This window comes from Methylobacterium sp. Gmos3 (genome assembly GCF_056430985.1).
In genome coordinates this window covers 431,804-448,029 of sequence record NZ_JBWJYL010000004.1, presented here as the reverse complement: position 1 = coordinate 448,029, position 16,226 = coordinate 431,804, and the positions used below count along the sequence as shown (strand labels likewise).

The window sequence follows — 16,226 nt, the reverse complement described above, 5'->3', positions numbered from 1 at the left end:
CGGGAGGACAGAATGCGGCTCGAAGACAAGATCGCCATCGTCACCGGCGCCGGAGGCGGATTCGGCGCCGGCATCGCGGAGCGCTTCGCGGCCGAAGGCGCGCGGGTCGCACTGGTCGACATCCGCCGGGAGGCGGTTGAGGATCTGGCGCGCAAGCTCGGGACCCAGGCCATCGCGCTTGCGGCGGATGTCGGCTCGGCGGCCGACGTGGCCTCCGTCATCGAGGAGACCGGCAAGCGGTTCGGCGCGCCGCAGATCCTCGTCAACAATGCCGGCACCACCCACCGCAACAAGCCGCTGATGGAGGTGACGGAGGAGGATTTCGACCGGGTCTTCCGCGTGAACGTGAAGTCGATCTTCCACTTCGTCCGCTCGGCCGCGCCGGTGATGCGCGACAATGGCGGCGGGGTGATCCTCAACGTCAGTTCGACGGCGGCGCTCAGGCCGCGTCCGGGGCTGACATGGTACAACGCCTCGAAGGGGGCGGCGAGCCTCGCGACCCACTCGCTCGCCCTCGAACTGGCACCCTGGAAGATCCGCGTGAACGCCCTCTGCCCCGTCATGGGCGCGACCGGGCTGCTCGAGGATTTCATGGGCATGCCCGACACGCCCGAAAACCGTGAGAGATTCATCGCGACGATTCCCCTTGGCCGGCTCTCGACAGCACGGGACATCGCGGCGGCGGCCCTGTTCCTCGCCTCCGACGAGGCCGCGTTCATCACGGGCATCGACCTGCCGGTGGATGGCGGACGGACCGCGTGAGGGAGCCGGTGGTGAGCAGCGATTTCGCGGAGTGGATCGGCCGGACGCGCGAGAACAGTGACCTCGTGACGCCCCGGCTGATGGCCGAGTTCCGGGCGACCTTCACGCCTCATCTGGCGCCGGTTCCGGCGGGGGGGGCATGGCCCGCGCTGCATTGGTGCCTCGCGCCGGACACCCCGGCCATCGACGCCCTCGGGCCGGACGGCCACGCGGCCAAGGGCGGCTTCCTGCCTCCGGTGCCGCTGCCCCGGCGGATGTGGGCCGGCGGCGAGGTCGAGACGCTGGCGCCGCTGCGCGAGGGCGATCCGGTGACGCGCACCGAGACCGTCCGCGACATCGCCTTCAAGGAGGGACGCAGCGGGCGCCTGTGCTTCGTGACGGTCGATCACGTCGTGAACGGCCCGCGCGGCCCCGCGATCCGCGAGCGGCAGGACATCGTCTACCGCGAGGCGGCCGGTGCGCAGACCGGCGCGGGCGCCGAGGCGGAGCGCGGCGATCCTGCGGATTACACCGCGTGTTGGACGCTGCCCGCGACCCCGACGCTTCTGTTCCGCTATTCGGCGATGACCTTTAACGGGCACCGTTTCCACTACGATCAGCCCTACGCCACGAAGGTCGAAGGCTATGTCGACCTCGTGGTGCACGGGCCGATCCAGGCGACGTTGCTCATGAATTTGGCCACGGCGATGCTCGGCCGGGTGCCGGCCCGCTTCCGCCACCGGGGCGTCTCGCCCATGACCGCGAACCAGGATTTCCACATCTGCGGGCGCGCGACCGGGGATGGCTGGGAGGGCGTGACCCTCGATGCGGCGAACCGCGTCTGCATGAGGGCGAGCGCGGCCAACTGAAGCGCTACCGCTCCTCTTCGTCGCCGGCATCCTCGTCGGCGATGTTGCGCATCACGTCGAGGCATCCCTGCAGGATGTAGGCGGCGGCGAGCTTGTCCACGAGTTCGCTCCGGCGCTGGCGCGAGGCATCCGCCTCGATCAGCGCCCGCGTGACGACCGCCGTCGAGAGCCGCTCATCGAAGTACAGCACCGGCAGGGGCAGGATCGGCGCGAGGTTGCGGGCGAAGGCGCGGGTGGATTGCACGCGCGGCCCCTCGCTCCCGTCCATGTTGAGGGGCAGCCCCAGCACCAGCCCGCCGACGCGATGCTCCGCGCAGATCGCCTTCAGCCGCTGGGCATCCGGCGTGAACTTCACGCGCTTGATCGTCTCCAGCGGGGTCGCGATCTGCCGGCCCAGATCCGACAGGGCGAGCCCGATCGTCTTGGTGCCGAGGTCGAGGCCGATCAGGCGGGCGCCCCCGCGCGAGGCCACCGCGAAATCGCGGAACGTCTGCTTGTCCATGGCGCAGGGCCTACGCGAGGCGCGCCCCCGGCGCCACCGTCCCGTCCACAGACTTAACCATCTCCGCGCTCGCGCCGGATGTACGGGGAGCCCAAGCCCGCTAAGTAGGTTGGTTAAGACTTCGTTAATCGGCTTTGCGGGGACGGCAGTGCGGGTCGCTTCAATTTCGAGCCAAGATTCGGCCAGCCAGGAATTGTCCACGCGGGAATCGCGGGGGCGCCGCCGCCGCCACCGCTGGATGCTGGTCCTCGCCTTCGAGGTTCTGGTGTTCGGCGCGGCGCAATCCGTTCTGCGGCCGGTCAAGGCGCCGGGCATCGCCGTGGAACAGACCCTGCGGCCGAACCACGTCGTCACGTGAGCGCATTGCGTTGCGGGGCTTCGAACCGCAATGCTATAGCCCGCCCGGCCGAGGGAACGAGTCCCCGGCCACGATGAACGGGGCGGCATGTCGGTCGACGAGAAGACTGTGCGGCGGATCGCACATCTGGCGCGGATCGCGGTCACCGACGAGGAAGTCGGGCCGCTGGGCGCCGAACTGAACAACATCCTGGCCTTCGTGGAGCAACTCGGCACGGTCGATGTCTCCGGCGTCGAGCCGATGACCTCCGTGCTGCCGATGGCGATGAAGAAGCGCGAGGATGCCGTGACCGAGGGCGGTCGCGCGTTCGACGTGGTCGCCAACGCGCCCGAGACGGAGGACAATTTCTTCCTCGTGCCGAAGGTCGTCGAGTAATCCTCCGGGCCGGACCCTTCCGTTTGCACGCGCCTCCGGGGCGCGCAGGGACTTGAGACGCGTGAGCAGCCCCAACGAACTCACCCTTGCCGAGGCGCGGGACGCCCTGAAGGCGAAGACCCTCTCGGCCCGAGAGCTGACGCAGGCGCATCTCGACGCCATGGCCAAGGCGCGCGCGCTCAACGCCTACGTCCTCGAGACGCCCGAGCGCGCGCTCGCCATGGCCGACGTCTCGGACGCGAAGATCGCCGCCGGCGAGGCTCGCCCGCTGGAGGGCATTCCGCTCGGCATCAAGGACCTGTTCTGCACCCACGGCATCGAGACGACGGCCGGCTCCAAGATCCTCAAGGGCTTCGAGCCGCATTACGAATCGGCGGTCTCGGCCAATCTCTGGCGCGACGGCGCCGTGATGCTCGGCAAGCTCAACCTCGATGAGTTCGCCATGGGCTCCTCGAACGAGACAAGCGCCTTCGGCAACGTGGTCTCGCCCTGGCGGCGCAAGGATTCGGACGCGCAGATCGTCCCCGGCGGGTCCTCCGGCGGCTCGGCGGCGGCTGTCGCGGCGCGGCTCTGCCTCGGCGCCACCGCCACCGACACGGGCGGCTCCATCCGCCAGCCCGCCGCCTTCACCGGCACGGTCGGCATCAAGCCGACCTACGGGCGCTGCTCCCGCTGGGGCACGGTGGCCTTCGCCTCCTCGCTGGATCAGGCCGGCCCCATCGCCCGCACGGTGAAGGATTGCGCGATCCTGCTCGCGTCCATGAGCGGCGCGGATGCCCGCGACACCACCTGCGCCGACCTGCCGGTGCCGGATTTCGAAGCCTCGGTGGGTCGCGGCGTGAAGGGCCTGACCATCGGCATCCCGAAGGAATATCGGGTCGACGGCATGCCGGCCGAGATCCAGAGGCTCTGGGACGAGGGCGCGGCGTGGCTGAAGGCGGCCGGGGCGACGATCAAGGAGATCTCGCTGCCGCACACCTCCTACGCCCTGCCGGCCTATTACATCGTGGCCCCGGCCGAGGCCTCTTCGAACCTCGCCCGCTACGACGGCGTCCGCTACGGCCTGCGCGTGCCGGGCAAGGACATCGCTTCGATGTACGAGAACACCCGCGCCGCGGGGTTCGGCCGCGAGGTGAAGCGCCGGATCATGATCGGCACCTACGTGCTCTCGGCCGGCTACTACGACGCCTATTACGTACGCGCCCAGAAGATCCGCACGCTGATCAAGCGCGACTTCGAGGCGGCCTACGCGGAGGGCGTGGATGCCATCCTCACCCCGGCGACGCCCTCGGCCGCCTTCGGCATCGGCGAGAAGGCCAATGCCGACCCGGTGGAGATGTACCTCAACGACGTCTTCACGGTGACGGTGAACATGGCGGGCCTGCCGGGCATCGCGGTGCCGGCGGGGCTCGACTCGCAGGGGTTGCCGCTGGGCTTGCAGCTCATCGGCCGCCCGTTCGATGAGGAGACGTTGTTCGCCGCCGCGCAGGTGATCGAGGATTCGGCCGGAAGGACGCAGCTTCCCGCGCCGTGGTGGGCATGACCGTCCCGTTCTATCCCTGGACCGTCTGGATCTGGGCCGGGTTCGACCCCGCCTTGATCGTCGTGGCGCTCTATCTCGGCTGGAAGGCCGATCAGTTCGGCAAGTGCTTCATCGCGGCGATCATCGCCTTCGCGATCGCCGTGCTGTTCTCGTGGGCGGTGTCGGCGGCGGGCATCCCCTGGCCGGCGCCGATCACCCATGACGGGCCGACCTTCTTCACCGTCCGCGCCGTGGCGGCCCTGCTCTGGGCGATGCTCGGCTACGGCGCGCGCTGGGTCGCCAGCCGGCGCGCTTGATCTTTTCGCGACGCGGCTCGTAATTGACCGCGATACGGCCGCTCCCACCCGCGCCCTCATCCTGAGGTGCCCGCGTGCGCGGGCCTCGAAGGATCCTCCAGCGGTCGCACGATCCCTGGACCCCTCCTTCGAGGCTGCTGCGCAGCACCTCAGGATGAGGGTGGAGGATGGGACGACATCACCGCTCAGTGCCTTCGGACCGATCATGAACGCACCCGTTGACCCCAAGAAGCTGATCAAGGGCGGCCTGCACGACTGGGAAGTCGTGATCGGGATGGAAATCCACGCCCAGGTCACCAGCAAGGCGAAGCTCTTCTCCGGCGCCGCGACGGCGTTCGGCGGCGAGCCGAACGATCACGTTTCGCTGGTCGACGCGGCGATGCCGGGGATGCTGCCGGTCATCAACCAGGAATGCGTCGCGCAGGCGGTGCGCACGGGGCTCGGCCTGAAGGCGCAGATCAACCTTCGCTCGGTGTTCGACCGGAAGAACTACTTCTACCCGGATCTTCCCCAGGGCTACCAGATCTCGCAGTACAAGGATCCCATCGTCGGCGAGGGCGAAGTGCTGGTGGATATGCTCGACGGCACGTCCTTCACCGTCGGCATCGAGCGGCTCCATCTGGAGCAGGATGCCGGCAAGTCCCTGCACGATCAGGACCCGACCCGCAGCTTCGTGGACCTCAACCGGTCCGGCGTGGCGCTGATGGAGATCGTCTCCCGGCCGGACCTGCGCTCGTCGGAGGAGGCCAAGGCCTACGTGACGAAGCTGCGCACGATCCTGCGCTACCTCGGCACCTGCGACGGCGACATGGAGAAGGGCAACCTCCGCGCCGACGTGAACGTCTCCGTCCGCCGCCCCGGCGAGCCGCTGGGAACGCGCTGCGAGATCAAGAACGTCAACTCGATCCGCTTCATCGGGCAGGCCATCGAAACCGAGGCCCGGCGCCAGATCGCGATCCTTGAGGATGGCGGCAAGATCGATCAGGAGACGCGTCTGTTCGATCCCGGCAAGGGCGAGACCCGCTCGATGCGCTCGAAGGAAGAGGCGCACGATTACCGCTACTTCCCCGACCCGGACCTGCTGCCGCTCGAATTCGACCAGGCCTTCGTGGACGACCTCGCCAAGGGCCTGCCGGAACTGCCGGACGCCAAGAAGGCCCGGTTCGTCAGCGCGTTCGGGCTTTCGCCCTACGATGCCGGGGTGCTCGTGGCCGAGCGCGCCTCCGCCGATTATTACGAGGCGGTCGCCAAGGGCCGGGACGGCAAGGCGGCGGCCAATTGGGTCATCAACGAGCTTTTCGGGCGCCTGAACAAGGAAGGGCTCGGCATCGAGGAGACGCCGGTCTCGGCCGAACAGCTCGGTGCCATCGTGGACCTGATCGGCGAAGGCGTGATTTCCGGCAAGATCGCCAAGGATCTGTTCGAGATCGTGTGGTCGGAGGGCGGGGACCCGCGCGCCATCGTCGAGACGCGCGGCATGAAGCAGGTGACGGACACCGGCGCCATCGAAGCCGCCGTGGACGACATCATCGCCAAGAACCCGGACAAGGTCGCCCAGGCGAAGGAGAAGCCGACCCTGCTCGGCTGGTTCGTCGGCCAGACCATGAAGGCGACCGGCGGCAAGGCGAACCCGGCCGCCGTCAACGCGCTGCTGAAGGCCAAGCTCGGGATCGAGTGAAGCGGGCGGTCTCTCCGCTGCGAGATCCGTAGCGGCGGGCATCCCACCCATGGCCTCATCCTGAGGCGCCCGCATCAGCGGGCCTCGAAGAAGGGCTCCAAAAATCGCGGAGCCCTCTGGAGCCCTCCTTCGAGGCGGCTGACGCCGCACCTCAGGATGAGGGAGGAGGGTGGGACCGGCGGTCGAACAGCGACTTCTGCAATACCCCCCGCCGTCATTGCGAGCGCAGCGAAGCAATCCAGGGAGCCGCCACATTCTGAGGCGTCCCGCCGCCCTGGATTGCTTCGCTCTCGCTCGCAATGACGGTGGCGGGTCAGAGCGGCAGCACGTTCGTATACTTCACTTGGCCGAGGGCGAAGCTCGATTCGATCGAGCCGACGCCGCCGAGGCGCGTGAGCTTGTCCTTCAGGAAGCGCTCGTAGGCGGCGAGGTCCGGCACCACCACTCGCACGAGGTAGTCGTGCCGGCCGGTCATCAGGTAGCATTCCACCACCTCAGGCCACCGCGAGACCGCCTCGGCGAAGCGATCGAGTTCCTCCTCGCGCTGCCGTTCGAGCTTCACCGAGGCGAAGACCGAGATCGGCAGGCCGACCCGCGCCTGATCGACCAATGCGACGTAGCCCTTAAGGATACCCGCTTCTTCCAGAAGTCGGATGCGCCGCAGGGTGGGGGAGGGTGAGAGGCCGACCCGTTCGGCGAGGTCCTGCACCGTGATCCGCCCGTCGCGCTGCAATTGCGCGAGGATCTTGCGGTCAATCGCGTCGATGGCGCGCTCTGGCATATTCCGCCGCCCCGGGCCGCCCCATTAGCAGCTTCAGCCAAAAAATAATCTCGCCGGGGCGGATTTGGCAACTTCCGCCTTTTCCTCCGTGAGATGGTGGCCCATCTGCCGAAGAGACCGCCGATGTCCCCCGCCATCTCACCCGACGCCACCCCCGCCGATCCGCGCCTGCCCTTCCTCGGGGAACTCGAACGCCGCGCCCTGTGGCTGTCGACGTGGATGATCCACAACGCCAACCACATTCGCCCTAATCACGACGGCATGAAGGTCGGCGGCCATCAGGCGTCATCCGCCTCGATGGCGACGATCCTCACAGCGCTCTACTTCGCGGCGCTTCGTCCCGAGGACCGCGTGGCGGTGAAGCCCCATGCCGGGCCTGTCTTCCATGCCCTTCAGTATCTGGCCGGGCGCCAGACCCGCGAGAAGATGGAGAACTTCCGCGGCTTCGGCGGCGTGCAATCGTACCCGTCGCGGACCAAGGATACCGACGACGTCGATTTCTCCACCGGCTCGGTCGGGCTCGGCGTCGCGCAGACGCTGTTCGGCTCGTTGGTGCAGGATTACGTCCGTGCCCACGGTTGGGGCCTGGAGCGGCCGGAGGGCCGCATGGTCGCCCTCGTCGGCGACGCCGAGATGGACGAGGGCAACATCTTCGAGGCCCTGATGGAGGGCTGGAAGCACGGCCTGCGCCGGACGTGGTGGATCATCGATTACAACCGCCAGAGCCTCGACGCGGTGATCCGCGAGGGCCTCTACACCCGCTTCGAGGAGATCTTCCGCTCCTTCGGGTGGGACGTGGTCGTCCTGAAATACGGGTGCCTGATGGACGCGGCCTTCGCCGAGCCCGGCGGCGAAAGCCTGCGTCAGTGGATCGACACCGCGCCGAACCAGCTCTACGCGGCCCTGACGTTCCAGGGCGGCGCCGCGTGGCGCAAGCGCCTGAACCAGGATCTCGCGAGCGAGCCCGAGGCGCTGGCCCTCATCGCCCGGCGCGATGACGAGGAACTGGCTGCGCTGATGGGCAACCTCGGCGGGCACGACATGGTGAACCTGCTCAAGGCCTTCGAGGCAGCCGACAACGACCGCCCGACCGTGTTCATCGCCTACACGGTGAAGGGCTATGGCCTGCCGCTCGCCGGCCACAAGGACAACCATTCGGGCCTCCTAACCCCGGCCCAGACGGAGCTGTTCCGCGACAAAGTCGGCGTCCGTGCCGGCCACGAATGGGAGCCCTTTGAGGGCGCGCAGATGCCGGAGGCGGACCTGCGCCACTTCATCGAGCACTCGCCGTTCTTCTCGGCCGGGCCGCGCCGCTACTCGGCGCCGAAGCTGCCGGTGCCGGAGGATTTCCCGTGCCCGCGCCAGCCGAGCCTATTTACGCAGGCCGGCTTCGGCCTGATCCTCAACGAGTTGGCGAAACAGGATACGCCGCTCTCCGAGCGCATCGTCACCACCTCGCCCGACGTGACCGTCTCCACCAATCTCGGCGGTTGGGTGAACCGGCGCGGCCTGTTCGCGAAGCAGGAGATGCGCGACCTGTTCAAGTCCGAGCGCATCCCGTCCACCTTCAACTGGGACTTCTCCACGAAGGGCCAGCACATGGAGCTGGGCATCGCGGAGATGAACCTGTTCCTGCTGCTCTCGGCGCTGGGTCTCTCCGACCGGCTGTTCGGCGAGCGGCTGATCCCGATTGGGACGCTCTACGATCCCTTCATCTGCCGGGGCCTCGATGCCCTGAACTACGCCTGCTACCAGGACGCCCGTTTCATCATCGGCTCGACCCCCTCGGGCGTGACGCTGGCGCCGGAGGGCGGCGCGCACCAATCGATCAACACGCCGCTGATCGGCATGGCGCAGGATGGGCTCCTGACCTTCGAGCCCGCCTTCGTGGACGAACTCTCCGTCATCATGGCCCATGCCTTCGATTACGTGCAGCGGGACGGCAAGGAGGGCGGCTCAATCTACCTGCGGCTCTCCACCCGCAGCCTCGCCCAGCCGCAACGTGAGATGACCCCCGCGCTGAAACACGGGATCATCGAAGGGGCCTATTGGCTGCGCGAGCCCGGCCCGAACGCCGACCTCGTCGTGGCCGTGACCGGCGCGCCGACGCCCGAAGCGATCGAGGCGGTCGGCTTGATGGCCGAGGACCGCCGCGACATCGGCCTGCTCGCCGTCACCTCCTACGACCGGCTCAATGCCGGCTGGTCGGCGGCGCAGCGTGCCCGCGAAGACGGAGACCGGGAGGCCCGCTCGCATATCGAAGATCTGCTCGATGGGCTGCCCCCGCATTGCCGGCTCGTCACCGTGGTCGACGGGCACCCGGCGACGCTCGGCTGGCTCGGCTCGGTTCATGGCCACCGCACCCGCGCCCTCGGCATCGAGCGGTTCGGCCAGACCGGCACCGTCGCGGACCTGTATCGGCACTACGGCATCGACGCGGAGGGCATCGTCGCCGCCGCCGGGGCGCTCTCGCCGGAGCGGCCGATCCGCTCGCGCGGCTATGGCCACCGCATCGGTCGCGGCGGGCCACTTCACGCCTGAAGGCATACCCCGGCCAGGCGCCAAACCGCGCCTGGCCGATTTTCTGTCAAAGGGAGGCGGTCTTTCCGCGCGCGAGGCATGGCGTCTTCGGCAGCTTCGCATTAGATCGCATTGCGACCAGGGGTTGAGGCATCGAGGGAATTTGGCGGTCCCAAACCCTGCCGGAGCATGCGCATGAGACAACCGAAGCCGAAGCAGTCCACGCCCGTCGATCAGGGCATCGGGAGCCGGATCGCGCTCCTTCGGACGGCGAACGGCCTGAGCCAATCGCAGCTGGCCGAGGCGCTGGGCATCAGCTTCCAGCAGGTCCAGAAATACGAGGCCGGCAAGAACCGGATCGGCGCCGGGCGCCTTCAGGCCATCGCCGACCGGCTCGGCGTGTCCGTCGCGACCTTCTTCGAGGACACGACGCAGCCTCCCCCCGATGACGCCGTCGAGTTGCTGCTTCACAGCGACGGGGCCATCGACCTCCTGCGGGCCTACGCCTCGATCCGCGACGAGGAGGTGCGCCGCAGCATCCTCACCATGGTGAAGGCGATGCTGCGCGTCTCCAAGGTGACTGCCGGCACCGACGAAGACACGGCGAAGGCGCCCGCCGCGAAGCCGCGCGCGGAAAAGCGCTCCGCGCACTGAGCCCCGTTACGCCGCGTAGCGCGCGATGGTTACGGCAGTGTCGCCATAGACGCGCCGTTCCAGTTCGGTGAAGCCCTGCGGCAGGCTCACCGTCACGGAGGCGACCTCTTCGACGACGGCCAACGCATCCTGGGCGAGCCAGCCGCCTGACGCGGCACTCACCAGGGCCGCCGGGGCGAGATCCCTGCCATACGGTGGATCGCAGAAGAGCAGGGAGAAGCGCCCGGCCGGGCCGGACTCCCCGAGCTTCGTCGCGTCGCGCCGGAACAGGCGGGTGATGCCCTCCGCTCCGAACGCCTCGATATTCGCGCGGATGACGCTGCGTGCCTCCGTGCCCTCATCGACGAGCAGCGCATAGGACGCCCCCCGCGACAGGGCTTCGAAACCGAGGGCGCCCGTCCCGCTGAACAGGTCGAGGACCCGCGCGCCCTCCACGGCATCGTCGTAGCCGTGGGTCAGCACGTTGAAGAGGGACTCGCGCAGGCGGTCGGAGGTCGGACGGATGGCATCCGTCCGAGGGGTGGCGAGGCGCCGCCCGCGCCACTGCCCGCCGACGATCCGCATCGGCGCCGACCTTAGCGGTCGCCGCGCGGCGGACGGCCGCCACCCTTCGACCCACCGGGCTTGCCGCCGCCGGGACGGCTACCGCCGGGCTTGCCGCCACGACCGGCCGCGCCGCCGGGCTTACCGCCACCGGGCCGGCCACCGCCGAACGACTTGCCTGCCGGGCGATCACCGAAGGACTTGCCCGCCGGGCGGTCCCCGAAGGACTTGCCCGCGGGACGATCGCCGAACGACTTTCCTGCCGAACGGTCACCGAAGGACTTGCCCGCCGGACGATCACCAAAGGACTTGCCTGCCGGACGGTCGCCGAACGACTTGCCCGGGCCAGCGGAACGGCCCCGGAAGCCCTCACCCTCGGGGCGGGGACCGCGCCGCTCGCCACCACGGTTGCCGCCGGCGTCGTTGCGCTCGGTCGAGCGGCCGCGGAAGCCCTCGCTCTCACGGCGCGGTCCGCTTACCCGGAAGCTGGAGCCCTCGGCATCGTCACGCGGGCGCGCCGCCCTCGGCGGACGGGCGGAGAAAGGCCGATCCTGGGCGGACCGGTCCTGCCCGCGCGGGGCGCGCTCGTCGCGACGTTCCTCGAATTGGGCACCACCGGGGGCCGCCTTCGAATAGCGGCGCCGGGGCTGCTCCTGTGCGGCAGGCTGGGCCGGCGTGGGCGACAGCCGCTCCACCAGTACCCGACGGTCGCCGGCCTTGATGGCACCGACACGCTCGCGCCCGCGCTCGGCCGCCGCCGCCTGATCGATGCGGGGGTCGGCACCGCGACGGGGCGGACGGCCGGGCTTGTAGGGCCCGTCATTCGGTTTCTCTTCGCGCCACACGGAGCGGTGGGGGCCAGGGCCGGCACCGCCGGTCGAGACGCGCTGCGGCGCAGGCCGGGCCGGGGCACGGCGGTCCTGGCGCTTGCCCTGATCCGACTCGGAGCGGGCCGGCTTGGCCGAGGCGCCGAAGGTCGCGATGGGCTCGCGCACGGGGCTTTCGAAATCGACCCCCGCCTGCTCGGCCAGGGTCTTGCCCAACTGGTCCTTGAGGACGCGGGTGCGCACCTCGTCCACCAGCCCGACTTCGAGATCGCCGAGCTGGAACGGCCCGAACGACATGCGGATGAGCCGGTTCACCTGCAGGCCGAGATGTTCGAGGATCCGCTTGACCTCGCGGTTCTTGCCCTCGCGCAGGCCGAGTGTCAGCCAGAGGTTGTCGCCCTGCACGCGATCGAGGGTAGCCTCGATGGGGCCATACTCCATGCCGTCGATGATCACGCCCTTGGAGAGGCGGTCGAGCTGCGCCTGATCGGTGTCGCCATGGGCGCGCACGCGGTAGCGGCGCAGCCAGCCCGTATCGGGATGAGCGATGACCTTGGCGAGGCCGCCGTCGTTCGTGAGAAGCAGCAGGCCTTCGGTGTTGATGTCGAGGCGGCCCACGGCGACGACGCGGGGCATGTCCTCGGGCAGAACCTCGAAGACGGTCTGGCGGCCCTCGGGGTCGCGGGCGGTGGTGACGAGGCCGCGCGGCTTATGGAAGATCCACAAGCGCGTACGCTCGCGCGCCGGCATCGGCTCGCCGTCCACGACGACGACATCGTCGTCGGTGACGTTCAGGGCGGGGGAATCGATCACAGCGCCGTTGACGCTCACACGGCCTGCGAGAATCATCGCCTCGGCATCCCGGCGGGAGGCGAGGCCCGCTCGCGCAATCGCCTTCGCGATGCGCTCACCGGCAAAGACCGGTTCGGCCTCGCCCTCGGTGGGCGCTGACTCTACGGGGGCGGCGGGCGCTGCGGCGCGGCGCTTCACGGGAGCATCGCCGGAGGGGGCGGAGCGGGCCTTGCCGCGCGGCGCCTTCTCTTCGGTCAGTTCCTTGGCGCTGCCCGCGTCGGTCGCCGGCCGCCAGGAGGGGTCGCGCTCGTTGGACTGCGCGTCGTCCCCGTCCTTGCCGGAATTGTCGTCGTTTGGAATGTCGGTCATCCGCGGCCCATACCAGAGCCGCCCTTCTCAGGCGAGACCAACAAGGGCATCCGGCGGGCGAGGATACGCAATCGCCCGGCCGGATGGCTCATTCGAGCCTGTTACAGCCTGGGCGAACGCCCGCGCATCACGCCGAACACGGCCGAGATCAGAAACAGGGCGATGGCGACGAAGAAGACGAGCTTGGCCGCTTCGACAGCCGTGCCGGCGATGCCGCCGAAGCCGAGAAGGGCCGCCACGAGGGCGACGACGAGAAAGGTAATGGCCCAGCCGATCATGGGAAACTCCTACGCCGTGGGGACGAGCGATACCCCCACGGCATCGCCCAACTCAGGAACGACACGGCCCGGCGCGCTGGCGTTTCCTCGGAAACGTCGCGGCCGGGCCTGAATGGATCAGAGCTTGTCGGTGGCCGACTTGACGGCGCCCTTGGCGTCGCCGACCGTGCTCTGGGCCTTGCCCTTGAGCTCCTGGGCGGCACCGTCGGTCTTCATCTTGTCGTTGTTGGTCGCGTCGCCGATTCCCTGCTTGGCCTTGCCGACCAGCTCGTTGGCCGCGCCCTTGATCTTGTCGGTGGTGCTGCTCATGGCGTCACTCCATTCTGTCTTGTTACGGCAAAGCCGCATCGGCCTAGCAACGGGCAAGCATCCAGGAATGTTCCGGTTGTTAACATCTTCGCCGATCACGAAGCTCGGAGCACCGCGCATCGATGGCTGACGCGGCGCCGTTCGACCTCGCCTTCGCGGCCGCCCGCCGAGCGGCGGAGGAGGGGGAGGTGCCGGTCGGGGCCGCCGTGGTGAAGGACGGGCGGATGGTCGCGGTGGCGCATAACCGACCTAAGGCGCTCCGCGACCCCACGGCCCATGCCGAAATCCTGGCGATCCGCGCGGCCTGCCTCGCCCTCGACGACGAGCGCCTGTCGGGCTGCGATCTCTACGTGACGCTGGAGCCCTGCCCGATGTGCGCGGGGGCGATCTCCTTCGCCCGGATCCGCCGCGTCTATTATGGCGCGCTCGATCCGAAGGGCGGCGGCGTCGAGCACGGGCCGCGCGTCTTCAATCAGCCGACGTGCCATCACGTGCCGGAGGTCTATGGCGGTTTCCGCGAAGCGGAGGCCGCCGCGCTGCTTCGGGACTTCTTCGCCGCGCGGCGCGACTAGAGTCGAACGCGAACGATTTGGTTCAGCCAGTGTTCCCCAAATCTTCCCCTCATCCTGAGGTGCGGCGAAGCCGCCTCGAAGGAGGGCTCCAGGAATAGCGCGGCAGGCTGGAGCCCTCCTTCGAGGCCCGCTGACGCGGGCACCTCAGGATGAGGGGAGAGGGTTGGAGCCGCCTCACTATGATCGGTAGCCGTCCTCAGACGGTTTCGCTTCAGCTTGGATCGTCAGCTCAAGGGTTCACGCGCATCCCGAGCAGGAACGTGTTGTCCCGGAAGCTCGAGAAGGGCGAGTTGCTGTTGATCTGCTGATAGATGTAAGTGCCGCGCAGCGTCAGCCAGCGGTTGAAGCGGTAATCGAGCCGGGCGGTCGCCGAGAAGCCGTTGTCGCGGATCGTGCTGTTCTTGTACTCGTTGTGCAGGATCGAGCCGCCCAGCACGATGGACAGGTTGCGCAGCAGATCGTGCTGCACCTCCAGCGTCGCGATTTCGGTCAACACGCCCGCCGAGCCGGGAATCGTCGTTTCGGTGACGCCCGTGGCGGCGTTGAGGCGCACGGTGGTGAGCGGCGTCGCGGCCCAGACCAGCGTGGCGTTCACGAGCGGCGCATCGATATTCGCCAGCGTGCGATCGTTGTAGGTGCGGTGCTGGATGCCGGCCGACACCTCGCCGCTCACCTGCCGCGCGAGGCCCAGCGTGGCGCCGAACAAGACGCCGACGCCATCCGAATCGCGCTGGACGCCGGAGGCATCGAAGCGCTGATCGTAGACGCGGGTATCGCCGATCACGTCGATGAAGGGCTTCAGGTCGGGGTTGATCTCATAGGCCGTGCGCAGGCGCAGGCTGTACTGGTTGAGGTTGCGGTCCGACTGCCGGATCGTGCCGCCATTGGTGAGGCGCACATCCTCGAACTCGGAGCGGTCGACGAGGCCGCTCAGCGTCACCGAGAGGCGGTTGAAGGTCTGCGTCGCGCCGAGCGTCGCGCCGTACAGGGCGACGAGCGGGCGGCTCACGGCCGAGGCGGCCTGAAGGTTGGGGTTCGTCGTCCGCTGGGTATCCACGAGGAACCGGCCCTGCGCATCGATGCGCAGGTCGCGGTTGGCGTCGATGCGGAGGTTGACGATGCCATCCGCGGCCGGGCGGCTCGCCATCTCGTTCTGCGGCGTCTCGAAATAGGCGCCGCGGAGCGAGCCATCGAGCGAACTGGACGACCAGTCGCTTCGGAAATCCACCGTCGCCTCGGTGCGCAGGGCAGCGGAGCCCTTCGCGAGCTGGCGCGTGGTCTGGTCGGGGTTCGAATCGTAGCCGATGCTCTGGGCGAAGGTCGGCAGCACGGTGAAGGTGCCGATGTTGTAGCCGATGGGCGCATAGGCCGGGTCGGCGGCGGGAATCGGCCGCGAGAGGTCGGTGCCGAGGATGAAACCCGGCGTCAGCAAGCCGAGGGCCGGGTTCGTGGCCAGAAGCGGCAGGCGAGATCCGGTGCCGGTGACCGGCAACGGGATACCGACCACGGCTTCCTGCACCACGGGCGTCAGGTTGGGCGATTGCACCGGGGCCTGAGTGCCGGCCCGTATCACCCCTTGCACGGCCGAGCCGCTGCGCCGTGCCGGTGCCGCGCGGAGACGAAGGGCGGGAGACAGCCCGCGATTGAACACCGCCGTCGACTTTCCGCCCGTGCGCTGGCCGCCGACCGTCACCCGGTCGTCGAGGCGGAAGGTGTTCGGGTCCTGAACGCCCTGGTTCGCGGCATTCGGTACCGAGGCGCCCGCACCGGAATCGCCGCCGATTCCCGGCCTCGGCTGATCGGGTCGGCCATCGTTGGTCGGCCCATCGGACAAACGCTTGCGTAATTGCGGCAGGCCGTTCGGCCCGGCATCCAGCCCGGTGCCGGGATTGTCCGGCGCGCCCTGGACCGGGCTGATCGCATCGAAGCGTGGGGTCTGCGCGGCAGCGACACCCGGAAGCCCGACGAGGCTCAGAACGACGACCGCGCCGGCGGCCGGCGCAAAGGCGGCGCGCGCTGTTCCGGCCTCGCTGTCGGTCTTCCGGCCCCGCACTCGCCGCTCCCGTTCTGCAGAACGCAACGCAAGATCGGCAAAAGAACCGACCTGAAAGCGTCGATTGCAACCGATCACATGGTTAATCGGTCGTAGCAGCGTACGGTTAATGGGCGGTCAACGGCTGTAAGCCGGCAAGACCTCGGCGCGGCGATCCATTCATTGC

Annotated in this window: 17 protein-coding genes; 10 read left to right on the top strand and 7 right to left on the bottom strand. The window is 68.8% G+C overall.

Annotated elements, in window-relative coordinates:
• Nucleotides 1–12: 12 nt before the first annotated feature.
• Together ACS5Q7_RS11025 and ACS5Q7_RS11020 are read left to right on the top strand one after the other, a co-directional pair.
• Nucleotides 13–762: a glucose 1-dehydrogenase gene (locus tag ACS5Q7_RS11025; protein WP_478339341.1), complete on the top strand. Its 750-nt coding sequence runs from the start codon at nucleotides 13–15 to the stop codon at nucleotides 760–762.
• A gap of 80 nt (nucleotides 763–842) precedes the next feature.
• Nucleotides 843–1,610 carry an HTD2 family dehydratase gene (locus ACS5Q7_RS11020; RefSeq protein ID WP_478339405.1) on the top strand — a complete coding sequence of 256 codons (768 nt, stop codon included), beginning with the start codon at nucleotides 843–845 and terminating at the stop codon, nucleotides 1,608–1,610.
• A 4-nt stretch (nucleotides 1,611–1,614) separates the two neighbouring features.
• On the opposite strand, the gene ruvX is transcribed toward ACS5Q7_RS11020, so the two are convergent.
• Nucleotides 1,615–2,112, bottom strand: coding sequence for a Holliday junction resolvase RuvX (gene ruvX / locus ACS5Q7_RS11015; protein WP_478339340.1), 498 nt, complete (start codon nucleotides 2,110–2,112; stop codon nucleotides 1,615–1,617).
• A gap of 148 nt (nucleotides 2,113–2,260) precedes the next feature.
• On the opposite strand from ruvX, the gene ACS5Q7_RS11010 reads away from it, so the two are divergent.
• The 5 genes from ACS5Q7_RS11010 (at nucleotide 2,261) to gatB (ending at nucleotide 6,362) form a co-directional block, all read left to right on the top strand.
• Nucleotides 2,261–2,470: a hypothetical protein gene (locus tag ACS5Q7_RS11010; RefSeq protein WP_478339339.1), complete on the top strand. Its 210-nt coding sequence runs from the start codon at nucleotides 2,261–2,263 to the stop codon at nucleotides 2,468–2,470.
• An 87-nt stretch (nucleotides 2,471–2,557) separates the two neighbouring features.
• Nucleotides 2,558–2,845, top strand: a complete 288-nt coding sequence (gene gatC / locus ACS5Q7_RS11005; RefSeq protein ID WP_478339338.1) for an Asp-tRNA(Asn)/Glu-tRNA(Gln) amidotransferase subunit GatC — start codon at nucleotides 2,558–2,560, stop codon at nucleotides 2,843–2,845.
• A gap of 61 nt (nucleotides 2,846–2,906) precedes the next feature.
• Nucleotides 2,907–4,388, top strand: coding sequence for an Asp-tRNA(Asn)/Glu-tRNA(Gln) amidotransferase subunit GatA (gatA, locus tag ACS5Q7_RS11000; protein ID WP_478339337.1), 1,482 nt, complete (start codon nucleotides 2,907–2,909; stop codon nucleotides 4,386–4,388).
• On the top strand, nucleotides 4,385–4,684 hold the full coding sequence (locus ACS5Q7_RS10995) for a hypothetical protein (protein WP_478339336.1): 300 nt from the start codon (nucleotides 4,385–4,387) through the stop codon (nucleotides 4,682–4,684). The genes gatA and ACS5Q7_RS10995 overlap by 4 nt, the downstream gene beginning before the upstream one ends.
• Before the next feature lie 205 nt (nucleotides 4,685–4,889).
• On the top strand, nucleotides 4,890–6,362 hold the full coding sequence (gene gatB, locus ACS5Q7_RS10990) for an Asp-tRNA(Asn)/Glu-tRNA(Gln) amidotransferase subunit GatB (RefSeq protein ID WP_478339335.1): 1,473 nt from the start codon (nucleotides 4,890–4,892) through the stop codon (nucleotides 6,360–6,362).
• A 313-nt stretch (nucleotides 6,363–6,675) separates the two neighbouring features.
• On the opposite strand, the gene ACS5Q7_RS10985 is transcribed toward gatB, so the two are convergent.
• A complete protein-coding gene (locus ACS5Q7_RS10985; RefSeq protein ID WP_478339334.1) occupies nucleotides 6,676–7,143 on the bottom strand; it encodes an Lrp/AsnC family transcriptional regulator in 468 nt (155 codons plus the stop codon).
• A gap of 123 nt (nucleotides 7,144–7,266) precedes the next feature.
• Here ACS5Q7_RS10985 and ACS5Q7_RS10980 point away from each other — a divergent pair, with 123 nt between their 5' ends.
• Nucleotides 7,267–9,684, top strand: a complete 2,418-nt coding sequence (locus tag ACS5Q7_RS10980; protein ID WP_478339333.1) for a transketolase-like TK C-terminal-containing protein — start codon at nucleotides 7,267–7,269, stop codon at nucleotides 9,682–9,684.
• A gap of 174 nt (nucleotides 9,685–9,858) precedes the next feature.
• A complete protein-coding gene (locus ACS5Q7_RS10975) occupies nucleotides 9,859–10,317 on the top strand; it encodes a helix-turn-helix domain-containing protein (protein ID WP_478339332.1) in 459 nt (152 codons plus the stop codon).
• A 6-nt stretch (nucleotides 10,318–10,323) separates the two neighbouring features.
• Here ACS5Q7_RS10975 and rsmD read toward each other — a convergent pair whose 3' ends face one another.
• From rsmD to ACS5Q7_RS10955, 4 genes are all read right to left on the bottom strand, one after another.
• Entirely contained in the window at nucleotides 10,324–10,881 is a 558-nt protein-coding gene (gene rsmD / locus ACS5Q7_RS10970) for a 16S rRNA (guanine(966)-N(2))-methyltransferase RsmD (protein ID WP_478339331.1), read from the bottom strand.
• An 11-nt stretch (nucleotides 10,882–10,892) separates the two neighbouring features.
• Entirely contained in the window at nucleotides 10,893–12,848 is a 1,956-nt protein-coding gene (locus tag ACS5Q7_RS10965) for a pseudouridine synthase (protein ID WP_478339330.1), read from the bottom strand.
• Between the two features lie 101 nt (nucleotides 12,849–12,949).
• Entirely contained in the window at nucleotides 12,950–13,126 is a 177-nt protein-coding gene (locus ACS5Q7_RS10960; RefSeq protein WP_238249729.1) for a DUF1328 domain-containing protein, read from the bottom strand.
• 117 nt (nucleotides 13,127–13,243) lie between these two features.
• Nucleotides 13,244–13,435: a CsbD family protein gene (locus ACS5Q7_RS10955; RefSeq protein ID WP_478339329.1), complete on the bottom strand. Its 192-nt coding sequence runs from the start codon at nucleotides 13,433–13,435 to the stop codon at nucleotides 13,244–13,246.
• Between the two features lie 122 nt (nucleotides 13,436–13,557).
• On the opposite strand from ACS5Q7_RS10955, the gene ACS5Q7_RS10950 reads away from it, so the two are divergent.
• Nucleotides 13,558–14,007 (top strand): nucleoside deaminase, encoded by a 450-nt coding sequence (locus ACS5Q7_RS10950; protein WP_478339328.1) that lies wholly within the window; start codon nucleotides 13,558–13,560, stop codon nucleotides 14,005–14,007.
• Between the two features lie 229 nt (nucleotides 14,008–14,236).
• On the opposite strand, the gene ACS5Q7_RS10945 is transcribed toward ACS5Q7_RS10950, so the two are convergent.
• Nucleotides 14,237–16,060 (bottom strand): outer membrane beta-barrel protein, encoded by a 1,824-nt coding sequence (locus tag ACS5Q7_RS10945; RefSeq protein ID WP_478339327.1) that lies wholly within the window; start codon nucleotides 16,058–16,060, stop codon nucleotides 14,237–14,239.
• Nucleotides 16,061–16,226 lie beyond the last annotated feature (166 nt).

Excerpts from the sequence above, each read along its gene's own strand:
- ACS5Q7_RS11025 (WP_478339341.1), top strand. The coding sequence starts at position 13 with ATGCGGCTCGAAGACAAGATCGCCATCGTCACCGGCGCCGGAGGCGGA.
- ACS5Q7_RS10985 (WP_478339334.1), bottom strand. The coding sequence starts at position 7,143 with ATGCCAGAGCGCGCCATCGACGCGATTGACCGCAAGATCCTCGCGCAA.
- ACS5Q7_RS10995 (WP_478339336.1), top strand. The coding sequence starts at position 4,385 with ATGACCGTCCCGTTCTATCCCTGGACCGTCTGGATCTGGGCCGGGTTC.
- gatC (WP_478339338.1), top strand. The coding sequence starts at position 2,558 with ATGTCGGTCGACGAGAAGACTGTGCGGCGGATCGCACATCTGGCGCGG.
- ACS5Q7_RS10980 (WP_478339333.1), top strand. The coding sequence starts at position 7,267 with ATGTCCCCCGCCATCTCACCCGACGCCACCCCCGCCGATCCGCGCCTG.
- ruvX (WP_478339340.1), bottom strand. The coding sequence starts at position 2,112 with ATGGACAAGCAGACGTTCCGCGATTTCGCGGTGGCCTCGCGCGGGGGC.
- rsmD (WP_478339331.1), bottom strand. The coding sequence starts at position 10,881 with ATGCGGATCGTCGGCGGGCAGTGGCGCGGGCGGCGCCTCGCCACCCCT.
- gatB (WP_478339335.1), top strand. The coding sequence starts at position 4,890 with ATGAACGCACCCGTTGACCCCAAGAAGCTGATCAAGGGCGGCCTGCAC.
- ACS5Q7_RS11020 (WP_478339405.1), top strand. The coding sequence starts at position 843 with ATGGCCGAGTTCCGGGCGACCTTCACGCCTCATCTGGCGCCGGTTCCG.
- ACS5Q7_RS10965 (WP_478339330.1), bottom strand. The coding sequence starts at position 12,848 with ATGACCGACATTCCAAACGACGACAATTCCGGCAAGGACGGGGACGAC.
- ACS5Q7_RS10950 (WP_478339328.1), top strand. The coding sequence starts at position 13,558 with ATGGCTGACGCGGCGCCGTTCGACCTCGCCTTCGCGGCCGCCCGCCGA.
- ACS5Q7_RS10975 (WP_478339332.1), top strand. The coding sequence starts at position 9,859 with ATGAGACAACCGAAGCCGAAGCAGTCCACGCCCGTCGATCAGGGCATC.
- ACS5Q7_RS10960 (WP_238249729.1), bottom strand. The coding sequence starts at position 13,126 with ATGATCGGCTGGGCCATTACCTTTCTCGTCGTCGCCCTCGTGGCGGCC.
- ACS5Q7_RS10955 (WP_478339329.1), bottom strand. The coding sequence starts at position 13,435 with ATGAGCAGCACCACCGACAAGATCAAGGGCGCGGCCAACGAGCTGGTC.